Below are 16,372 nucleotides of genomic sequence, written 5' to 3' on the forward strand. Positions count from 1 at the left end.
TATTTTATTCGTTCGGGTTATGCGTCGGCACAGAGGCCTGAAATGCCGGAAAGGCCACGCGTTTTCCGACAAGCAGCAAAGATATAAAAAAGATTTGAAAAGCGCGCAAAATTCGTCTGTTCCGTTTATTGTGCGCCGAACGGACGCGCGTTATTCCGAAGCCGGGATTTCGACCCGGAAGCACGACCCCTTGCCGACGGTCGAATCGACGCCGACACGGCCTCCCATCCGCTCCGCGATGCTTTTGCATATCGGCAGGCCGAGCCCCGTTCCCTGGGTGAACGTATCCACTTTGTAGAACCGCTCGAAGATGTGTTCCGTCTTCTCCTCCGGGATGCCGATTCCCGTGTCGCAGACGTAAAAGCGCAGCCAGCCGGGAAGCTGTGCGAATCCGACGGTTATCGTCCCCTCGGAGGTGAATTTCACAGCGTTGCGCATGAAGTTTCCGAGGATTTGCTGCAATCCCTGCTTGTATTCGCAGATGCGCAGGGAGGGCAGTCCGTCGGCCGTGCGCACTGCGACCTTGTCCGAAGCTTGCAGGCGGAATGTTTCGGCCACTTCGCGGCAGAGCTCCCGGGCGTCGAACTGCGTGCGGACGATGTCGAGCCGTCCCGATTCGATGCGCGAGAGGTCGAGCACGTCGGAGATGATTTGCAGCAGCAGCCCGTTGTTGAGCGAAATGAGGCCGGCGAACTCCTTGCGCTGTGCAGGATCCTCCTCCGTGGCCAGCAGTTCCGAGAACCCCACGATGGCGTTCAGCGGCGTGCGTATTTCGTGGCTCATGTTGGCCAGGAATGCCGTTTTGAGCTTGTTGGCCTCCTCGGCGCGCTCTTTGGCGGCGGTCAGCTCCTGTTCGGTCTCTTTCAGGGCCGTGATGTCGTAGTTGATTCCGAGCATGTCGATAACCCCCTCCTGCGGGCGGTAGTCGCGGCATATAAGGTGGGTTTTGACCCACTTGACGCTTCCGTCGCCGTGCAGGGTGCGGCAGATTGCGGTTTTCGAACTGATTTCCCCCGACCTGAAACGTGCGAGGCTTTCCAGCAGCACCTGCCGGTCGTCGGGATGCAGGTGGTCGTAATGGCCGATGGTGTTGCCGATTGTGGACGTTTCCGGCTCCCCGTAGTTGCGCAGCCAGACTTTCTGTGCATATCCCTCCGCGGTGCAGAGGTTGTAGTTGGCATATCCCACCTGCGCGTATTCTGAAATCAGGTGGAACAGCGCCTCGAACTCCGAAAGCCGGCTCTGGGCCTGCTTGAGCTCCGTGTTGTCGATGTTGATGAGCAGGTAGTGGGTCACCTCGCCCCGGTCGTTGTAGAGGCAGCGGATGCGGGCCGTCCAGTCGAAACTCCCCGGCCGGCTGCTCTCGTAATAACCGCCTACTTTGGAGAAGTCGTAGCAGGAGGTGAAATCCGCGCCCCTGCCCTCGCGTACGGCGGCCTTGATTTCCTCCGGGAAGTTGGGGTTGTCGAAGATGCTCAACCCGTGTATCTTTTCGGGATGCCTTACGCCGAACATCTCCAGGTCGCGGACGTTGATGTCGATGAGCTGTCCCTGGCGGTTGTAAATCTCGATGCCGACCGGGGCATTCTGGACGATGTTGCGCAGCAGTTTTTCCTGCTCGTCGAGCGCCGTGTGCGCCGTGACCGCATCGGTGATGTCGAGAATCAGGATTACGATTTCCGTTTCGTCGTTGGGCGTGTTGTACAGGAAGCTCCGGCAGTAGCGGTTCGTGTTTCTCGCGAACCATTCGCTCGTCCTGTAGTCGCCCAGGCGGATATGCGCGAGCATGTCGATGTGGCTGTCGACCGGTACGCCGGCCTCGTGCGCCGTTTTGTCGATGTAGTTTTCCGCGTTTATCCCCACGATTTGCAGTGCCGCACGGTTAATCGAAAGAAACATGTAATCGATGGCGTTTCCCTGGCTGTCGTATAGCAACCGGATGCGGAAGTAGCCGATTGGCAGGTGGTCGAGCAGGCTGTCCATGTGCTTGTTCTCTTTCAGCACGGCGTGGTAGTTGCTCTCGAGCGTCAGTATTTCGGCTTCGCCCCTGTTGCGGACGGGGACGCGCTGGATGTAGCCGAACAGGTGCGTGCCCGTTTCCGGGTCGGCCTGCCTGCCGACGAGCTGCGCATGGAGCCACACTTCGCCGTCGGGGAGTTCGACGGGAAACGTCCTGTCGAATTTGTCCCCGACCTTCAGGGCCATGAATTCGCTGTGTATCAGCGTCCGGTAATCTTCCCGGATCAGTGCTGTCAGCCGGCCGATGGGAATTCTGTCGCCTTCCAGCCCGAGCAGCCTGACTATGTAATCGGATACATAGAGCTCTTCGGTCCGGAAACTCGCTTTCCACCAGCCCATTTGGGCGGCGTCGAGCATCAGCATCAAAGAGGGGAAATCGGGAGCGTTGGGGGTAAACATGGCTTCGGGATTTATTGAATGATGCGGACAGGGTTGCCTGGCGCTGCGAAATCTGCGGGAGCGTCCCGTCCGGCGACTCTCCGGGCTCCAATGATCGCGCCACGGATGTGCGTGGCGCACCGGGTGTTGCTGCAATCGCGGTATTGGGAGCGGTTCGGGGAACATGTGTCAAGGTTACTGACGGCCGTCAGCACCGTTTCCTTTCGGGCGAGTCGTGCGCCCGCATGTACCTCTTGTTGCCCGCTTTTCATGGCTGCAATCCATGTGTCTTATTCGAATGACTGCATTTCAATCAGTTTGGCGTAGATGCCGTTCTTTGCTATTAATTCGTTGTGGGTGCCCTGTTCGGCGATGCGCCCGTGGTCGACGACGATGATTTTGTCGGCGTTGTGGATCGTCGACAGGCGGTGGGCGATGACTACCGACGTGCGTCCCTCGAGCAGTTTGTTGAGGGCGTCCTGCACGAGTTTTTCACTCTCCGTGTCGAGCGCCGAAGTCGCCTCGTCGAGAATCAGGATGTCGGGGTTTTTCAGCACGGCACGGGCAATCGACAGCCGCTGGCGCTGGCCGCCCGAGAGTTTCACGCCCCGGTCGCCGATATTGGTCTGGTAACCTTCGGGCGCCTCGGTGATGAAACAGTCGGCGTTGGCGATTTTCGCCGCTTCGACAATCTCCTCGTGCGAGGCTCCCGCCTTGCCCATGGCGATGTTGCCCTCGATGGTGTCGTTGAAAAGCACGGTGTCCTGTCCTACGACGCTCATGTGGGCGCGCAGGCTGTCCTGTTTGTAGTCGCGGATCGAAACGCCGTCGATTAGGATGTCGCCTGCCGTAACGTCGTAAAAACGCGGTATGAGTTCGCTCAATGTCGATTTTCCGCCGCCCGAGGGGCCTACCAGCGCCACGGTTTGCCCGCGACGGATGTCGAACGAAATACCGTCGATTACCTCCCGGCTGCCGTCGTAGGAGAAATGGATGTCGCGGAATTCGATTTTGTCTTTCAGCCCGGTGAGCTCCTGTGCGCCGGGTTTGTCCTGGATTTCGCTCCGTGCGTCGATAATCGTGAAGATACGCTCCCCGGCGGCGATACCCTGGTTGATGTTGGCGAACTGGTCGATGAACGTGCGCACGGGGCGTGTGATTTGCGAGAACATCGCCACGAAAGCGATGAATCCTTCGGGACTCAACGAGCCCTTGAATACGAGCGACCCGCCGAATACGAGGATCACGCCGACGGCCGAAATGCCGAGAAATTCGCTCATCGGTGACGCCAGCTGCTGGCGGCGGGCCATCGAGAGGGTCAGCCGGGCCAGGTCGGCGTTCAGGTCGTAGAATTTCTGTTTGATATAGCCGGTTGCGTTGTAACTCTTGATGACCTTGACGCCCGAAAGCGATTCGTCGAGCGTCGAAACCAGTTCGCCCATGCGTTTCTGGCTCGTGCGGGCCGGGTGGCGCAGGCGCTTGACGATGCTGCCGATGATTAGTGCCACCACGGGCAGGAACAGCACCGAGAAGACGGCCAGCTCCCACGAAATGGCCACCATCATGACGGTGTAGCCGATAATCAGGAACGGTTCGCGGAAGGCCACCTGCAGCGTATTGGTGATGCAGAACTGCACGACGCCTACGTCGGAGGTGATTTTCGAGATGATGTCGCCCTTGCGCTGGTCGCTGAAATAGCCGACATGCATGTCCACCACTTTCGAGAACATTTCGTCACGCATGCGTTGCAGCGTGCGGGTGCGCATGTTTTCCACCGTCCACGAACCCAGGTAGCGGAACAGGTTGCTCAACAGGCTCACGAAAACGGTTACCACGGCCAGCAGGAGCAGTACGTTTTCGGGGTTGTATTCGTTGAACAGGTGCGAATAGGTGAAGTTGAACAGGGCCGTCAGGTACTCCTGGTTGAATGCCAGCGGGGGCAGCTTCTCCACATAGACGAACGTGTAGTCCGCGTCGAACATCGTTTTGAGGATCGGCATGATCAGCAGGAACGTGAGCGAGTTGAACAGTGCGTACAGCAGCGAGTAGAAGAAGTAAGGGACGGCGTATTTGCGGATAGGCCGGGCGAAACCCAGGAGCCTCATGTATGTTTTGAACATTACGGGCGGATTATTTGCAGGTTATGTGATAATCGGGACAAAGATAGAAATAATAATGTAAAATTCGGACATCCACTGCCAAAAGTGCGAACTTCCGGATAATTAATGTCCTAAAAGGAGGAGGGGCGAACAGTTCCGTTCGCCCCTCCTCCTATTTTTCTTCCGGCTCGTAACCCGTGTCTTCCAGCAGGTGCGCCCGGTCGTTGGCTGCGGCCACCGCCAACTGGTCGCAGCGGTTGTTCTCCACCGTGTCGGCGTGTCCCTTGACCCACACGAAGCGCACGTTGTGGTGCCGGTATACGCGCAGGAACCGCATCCACAGGTCGGGGTTCTTCTTGCCTGCGAACCGCTTCTTCTCCCAGCCGAATACCCAGCCTTTCGTCACGGCGTCCACGACGTATTTCGAGTCGGAGTACACCGTCACGTCCGACCCTTCGAACTTGAGCGTTTCCAGCGCCGCACAGACGGCCGTGAGCTCCATGCGGTTGTTGGTCGTCAGGCGGAAACCCTGCGACAACTCCTTGCGGTGGTGCCCCGAGAGGAGCACCGCGCCGTAGCCGCCGGGGCCGGGGTTGCCCAGCGCCGAGCCGTCGGTGTATATGGTTATTGCAGGCAAATTGCGTCGTGTTAGGGGTTTGCTTTCGTGCGGCCGCAGCATTTCCTGCTGCCGTATGAAAAATACCTGTTCCCGCGCCCCGCAGGGAGCAGGAACAGGCGTGTGTGTCGGTTTTAGGAGAGTGCCTCCAGCTGCGCTTTGATAGCCGCGATTTTGGCTTCTGCGTCGGCCTGCTTGGCGCGCTCGTTGGCAACCACCTTTTCAGGGGCCGACTGCACGAAGCGCTCGTTCGAGAGCTTCTTCATGACGCTGGCGAGGAATCCCTGCTGGTAGGCCAGTTCGTCCGTCAGCTTCCTGCGCTCGGCTTCTGCGTCGATTTTGCCGGCCATCGGCACGAAATACTGCGTCGTTTTGACAATGAACGCCGCGGCCGCCGGGTCTTTCTCCGTCACGGTTTCTATGGCCGTCAGGTTGGCCATTTTCCGCATCACGGGGGCGTATTCCGCAGGGTAGTTCTCGTCGGCTATTACCTTGAGCGTGAGCGCTTCCTTCTGCGGCAGGTTCTTCTGGTTGCGGACGTTGCGCACCGAGGAGATAACCTCTTTTGCCAGTTCGAAACGCGCCAGCAGTTTCTCGTCGGCTTCCGCCGGCTGCGGCATCGGGGCCACGGTAATCGACTCGCCTTCGCTGCGGGGCGCGAGATCCTGCCAGATCTCCTCCGTCACGAACGGCATGAAAGGATGCAGTACGCGCATCAGCTCGTCGAAGAACGAGCGGGTCGCGTCGAACGTTGTCGCATCGATCGGCTGTCCGTAGGCCGGTTTCACCATTTCGAGGTAGAGGCCGCTGAAGTCGTCCCAGAAAAGTTTGTAGGCCACTTTGAACGCCTCCGAGATGCGGTAGGACTTGAAGTCCTCGTCGATTTCGCGCAGCGCGCGGCCCAGCGTCTGGCGGAACCACTCCACGGCCAGGCGGTTGTTTTCGTCCTGCGCGGCCTTGTCGTCCGCCGACCAGCCGTTCACCAGGCGGTAGGCGTTCCATATCTTGTTGCCGAAATTGCGGCCCTGCTCGCAGAGCGCTTCGTCGAACATCACGTCGTTGCCCGCCGACGAGGAGATGAGCATCGCCATGCGCATGCCGTCGGCGCCGTATTTGGCGATCAGGTCGAGCGGGTCGGGCGAGTTGCCCAGCTGCTTGGACATCTTGCGGCCGATTTTGTCGCGGACGATGCCCGTGAAGTAGACGTTGCCGAACGGCTTTTCGCCGCGGTATTCGTAGCCCGCCATAATCATGCGCGCCACCCAGAAGAAGATGATGTCCGGGCCCGTCACCAGGTCGTTGGTGGGGTAGTAGTAGCTGATTTCCGCATTGTCCGGGCGGCGTATGCCGTCGAAGACCGAAATCGGCCACAGCCACGACGAGAACCACGTGTCCAGTACGTCTTCGTCCTGCCGGATGTCGGACAGCTGCAGCGAGGCGTCGCCGCTCTTGGCGCGCGCTTTCTCGAGCGCCTCTTCGGCGGTCGGGGCCACCACGAAGCCGCCTTTCGGCAGGTACCAGGCCGGGATGCGCTGCCCCCACCACAGCTGGCGCGAGATGCACCAGTCCTTGATGTTTTCCATCCAGTGGCGGTAGGTGTTCTTGTATTTCTCGGGTACGAAGCGAATCGTGTCCTCCATGACGGCTTTGGTCGCGGGCCCGGCCAGCTGCTCCATCGAGAGGAACCACTGCATCGAGAGTTTCGGTTCGATTGCCACGCCCGTGCGCTCCGAGTAACCCACGTTGTTGGTGTAGTCCTCGGTTTTCTCCAGCAGGCCGGCGTCCGCCAGGTCGGTTTCGATTTTTTTGCGGACGTCGAAACGATCCATGCCGACGTACAGCCCCACCTTGTCGTTGATCGTGCCGTCGTCGTTGAAGATGTCGATTGTTTCGAGGTTGTATTTCTCACCCAGCATGTAGTCGTTCACGTCGTGCGCCGGAGTTACTTTCAGGGCGCCCGTGCCGAATTCGATGTCGACGTATTCGTCGCGTATCACGGGGATTGAGCGGTTCACCAGCGGCACGACGACGCGCGCCCCGGCCGGCAGCCAGTCGTAGCGCACATCGTTGGGGTTGACGCACAGCGCCGTGTCGCCCAGGATTGTTTCGGGGCGCGTCGTGGCGACGATGATTGCCTTGTCGGTGCCCTCGACCTTGTAGCGCAGGTAGTAGAGCTTGCCGTGCGACTCCTTGAAGATTACCTCCTCGTCCGAAAGGGCCGTCTGCGCCGCGGGATCCCAGTTGACCATGCGTACGCCGCGGTAAATCTTGCCTTTCTCGTAGAGGTCGCAGAAGACCTTGATGACGCTTTCGGTGCGGGGTTCGTCCATCGTGAAGCAGGTGCGTTCCCAGTCGCACGAGGCGCCCAGCTTGCGCAGCTGCTTGAGAATCATGCCGCCGTATTTCTCTTTCCACTCCCAGGCGTATTCGAGGAATTTTTCGCGCGAGAGCGACGATTTCTCGATGCCCTTTTCATGCAGCATCGCCACGACTTTGGCTTCCGTGGCAATCGAGGCGTGGTCCATGCCCGGCACCCAGCAGGCGTTCTTGCCCGACATGCGGGCGCGGCGAATCAGCACGTCCTGCAGCGTGTTGTTGAGCATGTGTCCCATGTGGAGCATGCCGGTCACGTTGGGGGGCGGAATGACGATTGTATAGGGTTCGCGCTTATCGGGTTCCGAATGGAACAGCCGGTGGCCGATCCAGTATTCGTACCATTTTGCCTCGATGTCCTGCGGCGAATATTTGTCTGCGATTTGCATAGGGTGAGTGTTTTTGCTTTGTTGTTTGACCCGCAAAGTTATTAACATTCTGTCAAAGATAAAATAAATATCGCTAAAAATCGTTACCTTTGCAGCATTATATATTGGTAAACTATGAGTAAAAAAGATAAAATCATTGAAACTATCGAAGTCGAAGACGTGAACCTGCTGCCCGATTTGCTTGACGGCAAGCACCGGGTAATTCCCATCGTGACCGGCGGCGACGAAGTCGTCGAGGAGGTCGAGGTGCCGGAGATTATCCCGATTCTCACGCTGCGCAGCTCCGTGCTCTTCCCCGGCGCCATCACCCCGATTACCGTCGGCCGCGACAAGAGCATCAGCCTCGTGCGCGCCGTCAATGCCGAGGGCGGCATCCTGGGCGCCGTGCTGCAGCGCGAAAGCGACGTCGAAGACCCTGCGCCGGACGACATGTACAAGGTCGGCACCGCGGCGCGCATCATCAAGATACTCGAAATGCCCAACGGCAACCTCACGGTCATCCTGAACGGGCTCGAGAAGGTCGAAATTCGCGAATACATCTCGACCGAGCCCTATTTCCGGGCCCGGGTGACGGCGCTGCGCGACACGACGCCCGACCTGAAAAGCATCGAGTTCGAAGCCCTCGTGGATTCGATTCGCGACGTGGCGCTCAACATCATCAACGTTTCGCCGTCGATGCCCAAGGAGGCCGCGTTCGCCATCAAGAACATCGACTCCAAACGCGGCATCATCAACTTCATCTGCTCGAATATGGAGCTCACGGACGAAGACCGCCAGTCGCTGCTGGAGGCTCCCGGCCTGCTGGCCCGCGCCCGCAAACTGCTCGAGATACTGATTCGCGAGCAGCAGCTGGCCGAACTGAAGAACCAGATTCAGGAGCGCGTCAAACAGGAAATCGACAAACAGCAGCGCGACTACTACCTGCAGCAGCAGATGCGCACGATTCAGGACGAGCTGGGCGACGGCGCCGACGCCGACTTGGAGAAGATGCGCGAGGAGGCGCGGAAGAAGAACTGGCCCAAGGAGGTCGGCGAAACGTTCGAGAAAGAGTTGCAGAAAGTCGAGCGGCTGAATCCCGCCGTCGCCGAGTACTCGGTGCAGATGACCTACCTGCAGCTGCTGCTGGAGCTGCCGTGGAACGAGGTCACCAAAGACAACCTCGACCTCAAGTGCGCCCGCGAACAACTCGACCACGACCATTTCGGCCTGGACGAGGTCAAGGAGCGTATCCTGGAGCACCTGGCCGTCATCAAACTCAAGGGCGACCTCAAGTCCCCGATTCTCTGCCTCTACGGTCCTCCGGGCGTGGGTAAAACCTCGCTGGGCAAGTCGGTCGCCGCGGCGCTGGGCCGCAAGTTCGGTCGGATTTCGCTCGGCGGCCTGCACGATGAGTCGGAGATACGCGGACACCGCCGCACCTACATCGGCGCCATGCCGGGCCGGATTATCCAGACCATCAAACGGTGCGGTTCGTCGAATCCGGTCATCATCCTCGACGAGGTGGACAAGGTGACCGTTTCGAACCACGGCGACCCGTCGAGTGCCCTGCTGGAGGTGCTCGACCCGGAGCAGAACACCACCTTCCACGACAATTACATCGACATGGAATACGACCTGTCGAAGGTGCTGTTCATCGCCACGGCCAACAACATCGCCAACATCGCCCCGGCGCTCCGCGACCGCATGGAGATGATCAATATCCCGGGCTACCTGCTCGAGGAGAAGGTACGCATCGCGCTCGACCACCTGCTTCCCAAGCAGCGCGAGGCGCACGGCATCAAGGAACAGGAGCTGACGCTCACACCCGGCGTGGTCGAGGAGATCGTCGCCGGCTATACCCGCGAGTCGGGCGTGCGTTCGCTGGACAAGCATCTGGCGAAAATCGCCCGCGCCCGCGCCAAACAGATTGCTTTCGACGAGGCGTTCGCTCCCGAGGTTTCGGCCCGCGACGTCGAGAAAATTCTCGGCATGCCCAAGTTCCTCAAGGAGGAGTACGAGGTGGGCGGCATGACGGGCGTGGTTACCGGCCTGGCATGGACGGAGGTCGGCGGCGACATCCTCTACATCGAGTCGGTGCTGACGCCCGGCAAGGGCAAGGTCAGCCTGACGGGTAACCTGGGCGACGTGATGAAAGAGTCGGCGACGATAGCCCACGAGTGGGTGATGGCCCACCACGAGGAGCTGGGCATCGACCCGTCGCTGTTCGAGAAAAACGACATCAACATCCACGTTCCCGAGGGGGCGATTCCGAAGGACGGGCCTTCGGCCGGAATCACGATGGTGACCTCGATTGTATCGACCTACACCGGACGCACGGTCAAGGAGCGTATCGCCATGACGGGCGAAACGACCCTCCGCGGCCGTGTGATGCCCGTGGGCGGCGTCAAGGAGAAAATCCTGGCCGCCAAGCGCGCCGGCATCACCGAGTTGATTCTCTCGGACGAGAACCGCAAGGACATCGCCGAAATCAAACCCGAATATGTGCAGGGCCTGACGTTCCATTACGTAAGGACGAACGACGACGTGCTGAAACTGGCGCTGGCATAAAGTGAAAGATGAAAGGTGAAAAGTTTTGATTTTCACCTTTTACTTTTTACTTTTACGTATAAATCCGACCGACCATGAAATTTATCGCAATCATACCGGCGCGCTACGCTTCGACCCGCTTCCCGGCCAAGCCGCTGGCGATGCTGGGCGGCAAACCCGTTATCCGGCGCGTTTACGAGCAGGTGGCGGGTGTGCTGGACGATGCCGTGGTGGCTACCGACGACGAGCGTATCTATGATGCCGTGCTCGCGTTCGGCGGCAGGGCGGAGATGACTTCGCCCGACCACAAGAGCGGCACCGACCGCTGCTGGGAGGCCTACCTCAAGCAGGGGAGGAAGTACGATGCGGTGGTCAACGTGCAGGGCGACGAACCGTTTATCCGGGCGTCGCAGCTGGAGGCCGTCAAACGGTGCTTCGACGATCCTGCGACCGATATCGCCACGCTCGTGAAACCTTTTGCCGAGGCGGACGGGCTCGCGGCGCTGGAAAATCCCAACTCCCCGAAAGTGGTGCTCGACGCACAGTCGCGGGCCATCTATTTTTCGCGTTCGGTGATTCCCTACCTGCGGGGCGTCGACCGTTCGGAGTGGCTCGCCCGCCATACGTTTTACAAACATATCGGCCTCTACGCTTTCCGCACGGAGGTGCTGCGCGCCGTCACGGCGCTGCCGCAGTCGCCGCTCGAAAAAGCCGAGTCGCTCGAACAGCTGCGCTGGCTGGAGAACGGTTACCGGATCGGCGTAGGCGTCACCGACGTCGAAACCATCGGTATCGACACGCCCGGCGACCTCGAAAAGGCCGAGGCGTTTTTGTTACACCATCCCGAATTCAAAAAATGACAGCTATGAAATTCATCGCCGGGCCGTGCGTCATCGAATCGGCCGAACTGCTCGACACCGTGGCCGGACGCCTCGCGGCGATTAACCGGGCCCTCGGTACGGATATCATCTTCAAGGCGTCGTTCGACAAGGCCAACCGCACCTCGATTTCCTCGTTCCGGGGGCCGGGGCTCGAAAAAGGGCTGCAGATGCTTGCCGACGTGCAATCGAAATGGGGGCTGAAGCTGCTGACCGACATCCACGAGTCGTGGCAGGCCGCACCCGTGGGCGAGGTGGTCGACGTAATTCAGATTCCGGCGTTCCTCTGCCGTCAGACCGACCTGCTGGTGGCTGCGGCCAAGACGGGCAAAACCGTGAACATCAAAAAGGCGCAGTTCCTTTCGGGCGCCGACATGCAATTCCCGTATGAAAAGGCGCACGAGGCGGGCGCTGCGGAGATATGGCTTACCGAGCGGGGCAATATCTACGGCTACAACAACCTCGTGGTCGACTTCCGCAATATCCCCGACATGCTGCGCATCGCGCCGACCGTGGTGATGGACTGCACCCACTCTGTGCAGCGTCCCGGTGCCGCGGGGGGCAAGACGGGCGGCAACCGCGAATTCGTGCCTGCCATGGCGCAGGCCGCCAGGGCGTTCGGCGCCAACGGCTTTTTCTTCGAGGTGCATCCCTGTCCCGACTGCGCCTTGAGCGACGGCCCCAACATGCTGCAACTCGACGATTTGGAGAATCTCATCAAAACCCTGCTATAATGACCGATACAACGAAAGCGCAGATACTCGACCTTGCCCGCAAGGCCATCGACACCGAGATGCTGGCGCTCGGGCGCATGAAAGAAAACCTCGGCGACAACTTCGCCGACGCCGTGGAACTGATTCTGGCGGGACACGGCAAGTGCATCGTCACCGGTATGGGCAAATCGGGCCTCGTGGGCCGCAAGATTGCCGCGACGCTCGCCTCGACCGGTACGCCCAGTTTCTTCCTCCATCCGGGCGAAGCTTTCCACGGCGATTTGGGTATGATTTCGAAAGACGACGTGGTGCTGGCGCTCTCCTATTCGGGCGAAACCGACGAAATCCTGAAAATCGTCCCCTTTATCCATTCCAACGGCAACAAGCTGATTTCGATGTCGGGCAATCCCGAGTCGGCGCTGGCCAAAAACTCCGACATACACCTCGACGTGAGTGTGAAGGAGGAAGCCTGCATCCTGCATCTCGCGCCCACTTCGTCGACTACGGCCCAGATTGCCATGGGCGATGCGCTGGCCGTGTCGCTCATGCAGATGCGGGGCTTCACGAGCGTCGATTTCGCACGCCTGCATCCGGGCGGCAGCCTCGGGCGGCGCCTGCTGATGACCGTGGGCAACGTGATGCGTTCGCACGACCTGCCGGTGGTGGCGCCCGACTGCTCGGCGACGGATATGATCCACGCCATCAGCAAGGGCGGACTGGGGCTTATCATCATCTGCGACGGCGATAAGATCGAGGGCATCGTCACCGACGGCGACGTGCGCCGCGCCATGGAGCGCCGCCGAGCCGAGTTCTTCAATATCAGGGCCGCAGACATCGCCACACCCAATCCCAAGACCATTTCCGCGGGTGAGAAACTGATCGAGGCCGAGAAGATGATGACCAGAAACAAGGTTACCTCGCTGCTCGTTACCGATAAAGCCGGCAAACTGCAGGGCGTAATCCAGATTTACGACATCAAACTGTAAAACAGGTGTCCGCAATCCCCGCACGGGCGCGGTTATCCTGTGCCGTGCCTCCGGGCAGGGTACTCCCGAAAATAGATGCCGGGCGATGCAGATTTCTGCATCGCTTGGCATCTGTTACGGATGGGGCGGTCACTCGCCCTCTTCGAGCTGGAAAACCTGTTCGACGGGCTTTCCGAACAGCCGCGCGATTTTGAGCGCCAACACGGTCGAGGGGACGAAACGGCCGGTTTCGATGGCGTTCACCGTCTGGCGGCTCACACCGATGGCGTCGGCCAGCTGTTGTTGGGTCATGCGTATCTCGGCGCGCTGTACGCGTATTCTATTCTTCATCGCGGAGCGTTTTGTCCAGCCGGTACATGGCCAGGCGGAAAAGCAGGCAGTAAATGGCCGGGAGGGTGTATAACAGCACGAACATGCAGGTCAGGAACTCGAAATCGTAGAAGCACAACGCCAGCAGAATCAGCAGCGCGTAGTTGACGTATACGGAGATGAGCAGGCTGTTCAGCCGCAGGGACGTGATCATCTCGTCCTCGTTGCGCTCGCGGGAGAGACCGGTGAGGAGCAGGCCGACGGCCGTGCCGATAAGCGCCGCATTGTTGAGCAGGTGCTCGTTCACGCCGCTGAACCAGTTCAGCTCCTCCTGCAGGAAAAGCATGTAGCAGCCGAGCAGAAAGGAGGGGAGCAGCACTATCCATCCGATTTTCTTAAAACCGACGGGCAGTAAATAGTCTTTTTTCATTGAACAATTGTTTTAGGGTTCGACTATTGCAAATGTAAAGTTTAGTTTACATTTTAGCAAACAAACACGACATAATTTTCGGGCAGAAAAAAATTAGAGGGCCTAAAAGGCCCTCTAAAAATCTTCTTCGCAATTTCCGGGTCTACCCGGCTGAATCCGGATTCGGCCCGGTGTCACCGGTTCGCATTTCCCTATCCCAGCATCCTGTTTACCGGTTTTTGTTCGCTGCTTATTGTTCACTGCCGGGTATTCGCGGTTTGGCGGTCACTGCCTGTTGTTGGCCGTTCGCTGCATGTGTTCCGGAAACAGATTTCCGCCGAGTGCTTTTCGGGAACCGTTTTCGCCCTTCCCCGGATGCCGGACACAGACACGGGTATTGCTACCGGATACCGGCCGTCCGAGGCTTGGCGCCGGTCGCCGTTGCTGCGCCGGGCCGGCTTTACGTCGTATCAGCCCCGGATGTAATGCGGCATATCGGCGGGAATCTCCATCGACAGTTCGACCAGCCCGCGCACTTCGCCGTCCGCCCGCCATACCGTCTGGTATATCTGTTTGCGGATGCCCCGTTTTTCGATGGTGTATGCGTTGGTGCCTCCTTCCGCGAGCAAACGCCTGATAATCTGACGCGAACGTTCGTTGTGGCAGGGGATGAGCGATTGCCCGCGCATATCGCCGTTGACCTGTGTCGAGCGGATGTTCTGGTAAAGTACCGTCCCTTCCGTGTCGCACACGGTAACCGCGCAGTTCAGTTCGTCGGCCCAGGGGAAAGTATTGGCTGTTGTCATACGATTCGTAAGGTTTGCCGGGGAAAGAAAATCTCCCTGTTTTCAAAATATGTTTGACGAGAGGGTGAACGTATTGCGGTAAATCGTGTTTACTGCTGTATTTTCACCAACTGCTCGCGGTAGGCGTTCAGGATGCGTGATTTGGAGATGAAGCCCAGGTAGCGGTTCTGTTTGTCGACGACGGGCAGCATCCAGGTGTGCTTGTCTTCGAATTTCTGGATGACGCTCTGGATGGCTTCGTGCTCCAGAATCCGGTCGGGCGGCTGAATCATGTAGTCCGAGATGGGATGCCCGTATTTTTCGCGTTTGAACATGTCCTCGCGCAGGTCGTCCAACTGTACTACGCCCAGCAGCCGTCCGAAATTGTCGATCATGGGGAAGATGTTGCGGCGCGCCGTCGAGATGATGTGCACGATGTCGCCCAGCGTGAAATTCTCCTTGATGCGCAGGAAATCGGTTTCCATCAGCTCGTCGAGTTTCAGGAAGACGAATACCGACTGGTCTTTGTCGTGCGTCAGCAATTCGCCGCGCTGGCGCAGTTGTTTGGTGTAAATCGAATCGGGGTCGAGGTAGTAATCGACGGCGAACGAGATGCAGGCCGTAATCATCAGCGGAATGAACAGCCCGTAGCCGTTCGAGAGCTCGGCAATGAGGAAAATCGAGGTCAGCGGCGCTTTCATCACGCCCGACATCACACCCGCCATGCCGACCAGCGTGAACGATACGACCGATACGTCCCAGTCGAAAAAGGCGTTGCACACCAGGGCGATCGAAGCGCCCGTGAACGCCCCGACGAACAGCGACGGCGCGAACGTTCCGCCCACGCCGCCTGCGGCATTGGTCGAAGCCATGGCGATGACCTTGAAGAACATCGTGGCGATGACGAACAGGATCACCACCCAGTCGATGTCGCTGAAGCGGTAGAAGAGTGAATTGTCGAACAACTCTTCCGTATGGCCGTGCATCAGCGACATGAATCCCTCGTAACCCTCGCCGTATAGCGGCGGGAAGATGAAAATCAGGATGCCCAGCACGGCGCCGCCGACAATCCACTTTTTGTATTGCTTGTCGATTTTCCGGAAAAACGTCCCGACGCGCAGGTTCGTTGCCGTGAAATACCACGACATCAGCCCGCAGCATACGCCCAGCAGGATGAAGAGCGGTATCTGCCAGAGCTCGAACGCATCCTGCGGCTGCAGCGTCACGGCCAGTATCGGGTCGAAACCGCGCAGCATGAAAGCCATCGTCGTGGCCGTGATCGAGGCGATCAGCAGCGGAATGACCGAGCCGGCCGTAATGTCGAGCATCAGTATCTCCAGCACGAACACCACGCCCGTGATCGGAGCCTTGAAGATGGCCGCCAGCGCAGCACCCGCGCCGCAGCAGAGCAGTAGCGTGGTGTGCTTGTAGTTGAGGCGCGCCAGTTTCCCGACGTTCGAGCCGATGGCGGCCCCCGTCAACACGATGGGGGCCTCGGGGCCGACCGAGCCGCCGAATCCGATGGTCGTGGCGCCGCCTACGATGGAGGTCCAGCAGTTGTGCGCCGGGATGCGCGAGTTGCGGCTCGACATGGCGTAGAGCACGCGCGTCACGCCCTCCGAAATGTTGTCCCGCACGATGTACTTGACGAACAGCGTGGCGAGGATGATACCGATGGCGGGGTATATCAGGAACAGGACGTGGGCGCTGTCCACCGGGAACCAGCGTATCAGTCCGCTCTTGATGCCGTGCAGCAGGATTTCGAACAGGTAGGTGCCCACTCCTGCGAGGATGCCGACCACGACAGCCAGCACCATCATGATCTGGCTGTTGCTCAACCGCCGGGTGAGGCGGAGGAACGTGCGGTAAATATGGTCGGCGCGGAAATGCAT

General features: G+C 59.3%; 12 protein-coding genes. 4 read left to right on the forward strand and 8 right to left on the reverse strand.

The annotated features are described in order from the left end of the window. Window positions 1-150 precede the first annotated feature (150 nt). The 4 genes from QZT71_RS02630 to QZT71_RS02645 form a co-directional block, all read right to left on the reverse strand. A complete protein-coding gene (locus tag QZT71_RS02630) occupies window positions 151-2,418 on the reverse strand; it encodes an ATP-binding protein (RefSeq protein ID WP_295912062.1) in 2,268 nt (755 codons plus the stop codon). Window positions 2,419-2,687: 269 nt separating this feature from the next. Then, the gene (locus QZT71_RS02635) at window positions 2,688-4,517 is read right to left on the reverse strand and encodes an ABC transporter ATP-binding protein (protein WP_295912064.1); all 1,830 of its coding nucleotides are present in this window, start codon (window positions 4,515-4,517) and stop codon (window positions 2,688-2,690) included. Between the two features lie 151 nt (window positions 4,518-4,668). Beyond that, on the reverse strand, window positions 4,669-5,133 hold the full coding sequence (gene rnhA / locus QZT71_RS02640) for a ribonuclease HI (RefSeq protein WP_295912067.1): 465 nt from the start codon (window positions 5,131-5,133) through the stop codon (window positions 4,669-4,671). Between the two features lie 113 nt (window positions 5,134-5,246). Beyond that, a complete protein-coding gene (locus QZT71_RS02645) occupies window positions 5,247-7,874 on the reverse strand; it encodes a valine--tRNA ligase (protein WP_295912070.1) in 2,628 nt (875 codons plus the stop codon). A gap of 114 nt (window positions 7,875-7,988) precedes the next feature. On the opposite strand from QZT71_RS02645, the gene lon reads away from it, so the two are divergent. The 4 genes from lon (at window position 7,989) to QZT71_RS02665 (ending at window position 12,977) form a co-directional block, all read left to right on the forward strand. Then, complete coding sequence (gene lon, locus QZT71_RS02650) at window positions 7,989-10,421, forward strand: endopeptidase La (RefSeq protein WP_295912072.1); 2,433 nt, start codon at window positions 7,989-7,991, stop codon at window positions 10,419-10,421. Window positions 10,422-10,495: 74 nt separating this feature from the next. Continuing rightward, entirely contained in the window at window positions 10,496-11,260 is a 765-nt protein-coding gene (kdsB, locus tag QZT71_RS02655; protein ID WP_295912075.1) for a 3-deoxy-manno-octulosonate cytidylyltransferase, read from the forward strand. A 5-nt stretch (window positions 11,261-11,265) separates the two neighbouring features. Then, window positions 11,266-12,012 (forward strand): 3-deoxy-8-phosphooctulonate synthase, encoded by a 747-nt coding sequence (gene kdsA, locus QZT71_RS02660; RefSeq protein WP_295912078.1) that lies wholly within the window; start codon window positions 11,266-11,268, stop codon window positions 12,010-12,012. After that, complete coding sequence (locus QZT71_RS02665) at window positions 12,012-12,977, forward strand: KpsF/GutQ family sugar-phosphate isomerase (RefSeq protein WP_295912080.1); 966 nt, start codon at window positions 12,012-12,014, stop codon at window positions 12,975-12,977. The genes kdsA and QZT71_RS02665 overlap by 1 nt, the downstream gene beginning before the upstream one ends. 129 nt (window positions 12,978-13,106) lie before the next feature. Here QZT71_RS02665 and QZT71_RS02670 read toward each other — a convergent pair whose 3' ends face one another. The 4 genes from QZT71_RS02670 to QZT71_RS02685 all read right to left on the reverse strand — a co-directional run bounded on the left by QZT71_RS02670 (window position 13,107) and on the right by QZT71_RS02685 (window position 16,372). Then, on the reverse strand, window positions 13,107-13,307 hold the full coding sequence (locus tag QZT71_RS02670) for a helix-turn-helix transcriptional regulator (protein WP_295912084.1): 201 nt from the start codon (window positions 13,305-13,307) through the stop codon (window positions 13,107-13,109). Next, complete coding sequence (locus QZT71_RS02675) at window positions 13,297-13,716, reverse strand: hypothetical protein (RefSeq protein WP_295912087.1); 420 nt, start codon at window positions 13,714-13,716, stop codon at window positions 13,297-13,299. The genes QZT71_RS02670 and QZT71_RS02675 overlap by 11 nt, the downstream gene beginning before the upstream one ends. A gap of 449 nt (window positions 13,717-14,165) precedes the next feature. Further along, window positions 14,166-14,501 carry a PAS sensor protein gene (locus QZT71_RS02680; RefSeq protein ID WP_295912089.1) on the reverse strand — a complete coding sequence of 112 codons (336 nt, stop codon included), beginning with the start codon at window positions 14,499-14,501 and terminating at the stop codon, window positions 14,166-14,168. 89 nt (window positions 14,502-14,590) lie between these two features. Next, window positions 14,591-16,372, reverse strand: a complete 1,782-nt coding sequence (locus QZT71_RS02685; protein WP_295912091.1) for a chloride channel protein — start codon at window positions 16,370-16,372, stop codon at window positions 14,591-14,593.

The sequence above is a fragment of the uncultured Alistipes sp. genome (assembly GCF_902388705.1).
GTDB lineage: Bacteria > Bacteroidota > Bacteroidia > Bacteroidales > Rikenellaceae > Alistipes.

Excerpts from the sequence above, each read along its gene's own strand:
- QZT71_RS02630 (WP_295912062.1), bottom strand. The coding sequence starts at position 2,418 with ATGTTTACCCCCAACGCTCCCGATTTCCCCTCTTTGATGCTGATGCTC.
- QZT71_RS02635 (WP_295912064.1), bottom strand. The coding sequence starts at position 4,517 with ATGTTCAAAACATACATGAGGCTCCTGGGTTTCGCCCGGCCTATCCGC.
- QZT71_RS02645 (WP_295912070.1), bottom strand. The coding sequence starts at position 7,874 with ATGCAAATCGCAGACAAATATTCGCCGCAGGACATCGAGGCAAAATGG.
- lon (WP_295912072.1), top strand. The coding sequence starts at position 7,989 with ATGAGTAAAAAAGATAAAATCATTGAAACTATCGAAGTCGAAGACGTG.
- kdsB (WP_295912075.1), top strand. The coding sequence starts at position 10,496 with ATGAAATTTATCGCAATCATACCGGCGCGCTACGCTTCGACCCGCTTC.
- kdsA (WP_295912078.1), top strand. The coding sequence starts at position 11,266 with ATGAAATTCATCGCCGGGCCGTGCGTCATCGAATCGGCCGAACTGCTC.
- QZT71_RS02665 (WP_295912080.1), top strand. The coding sequence starts at position 12,012 with ATGACCGATACAACGAAAGCGCAGATACTCGACCTTGCCCGCAAGGCC.
- QZT71_RS02670 (WP_295912084.1), bottom strand. The coding sequence starts at position 13,307 with ATGAAGAATAGAATACGCGTACAGCGCGCCGAGATACGCATGACCCAA.
- QZT71_RS02675 (WP_295912087.1), bottom strand. The coding sequence starts at position 13,716 with ATGAAAAAAGACTATTTACTGCCCGTCGGTTTTAAGAAAATCGGATGG.
- QZT71_RS02680 (WP_295912089.1), bottom strand. The coding sequence starts at position 14,501 with ATGACAACAGCCAATACTTTCCCCTGGGCCGACGAACTGAACTGCGCG.
- QZT71_RS02685 (WP_295912091.1), bottom strand. The coding sequence starts at position 16,372 with ATGCATTTCCGCGCCGACCATATTTACCGCACGTTCCTCCGCCTCACC.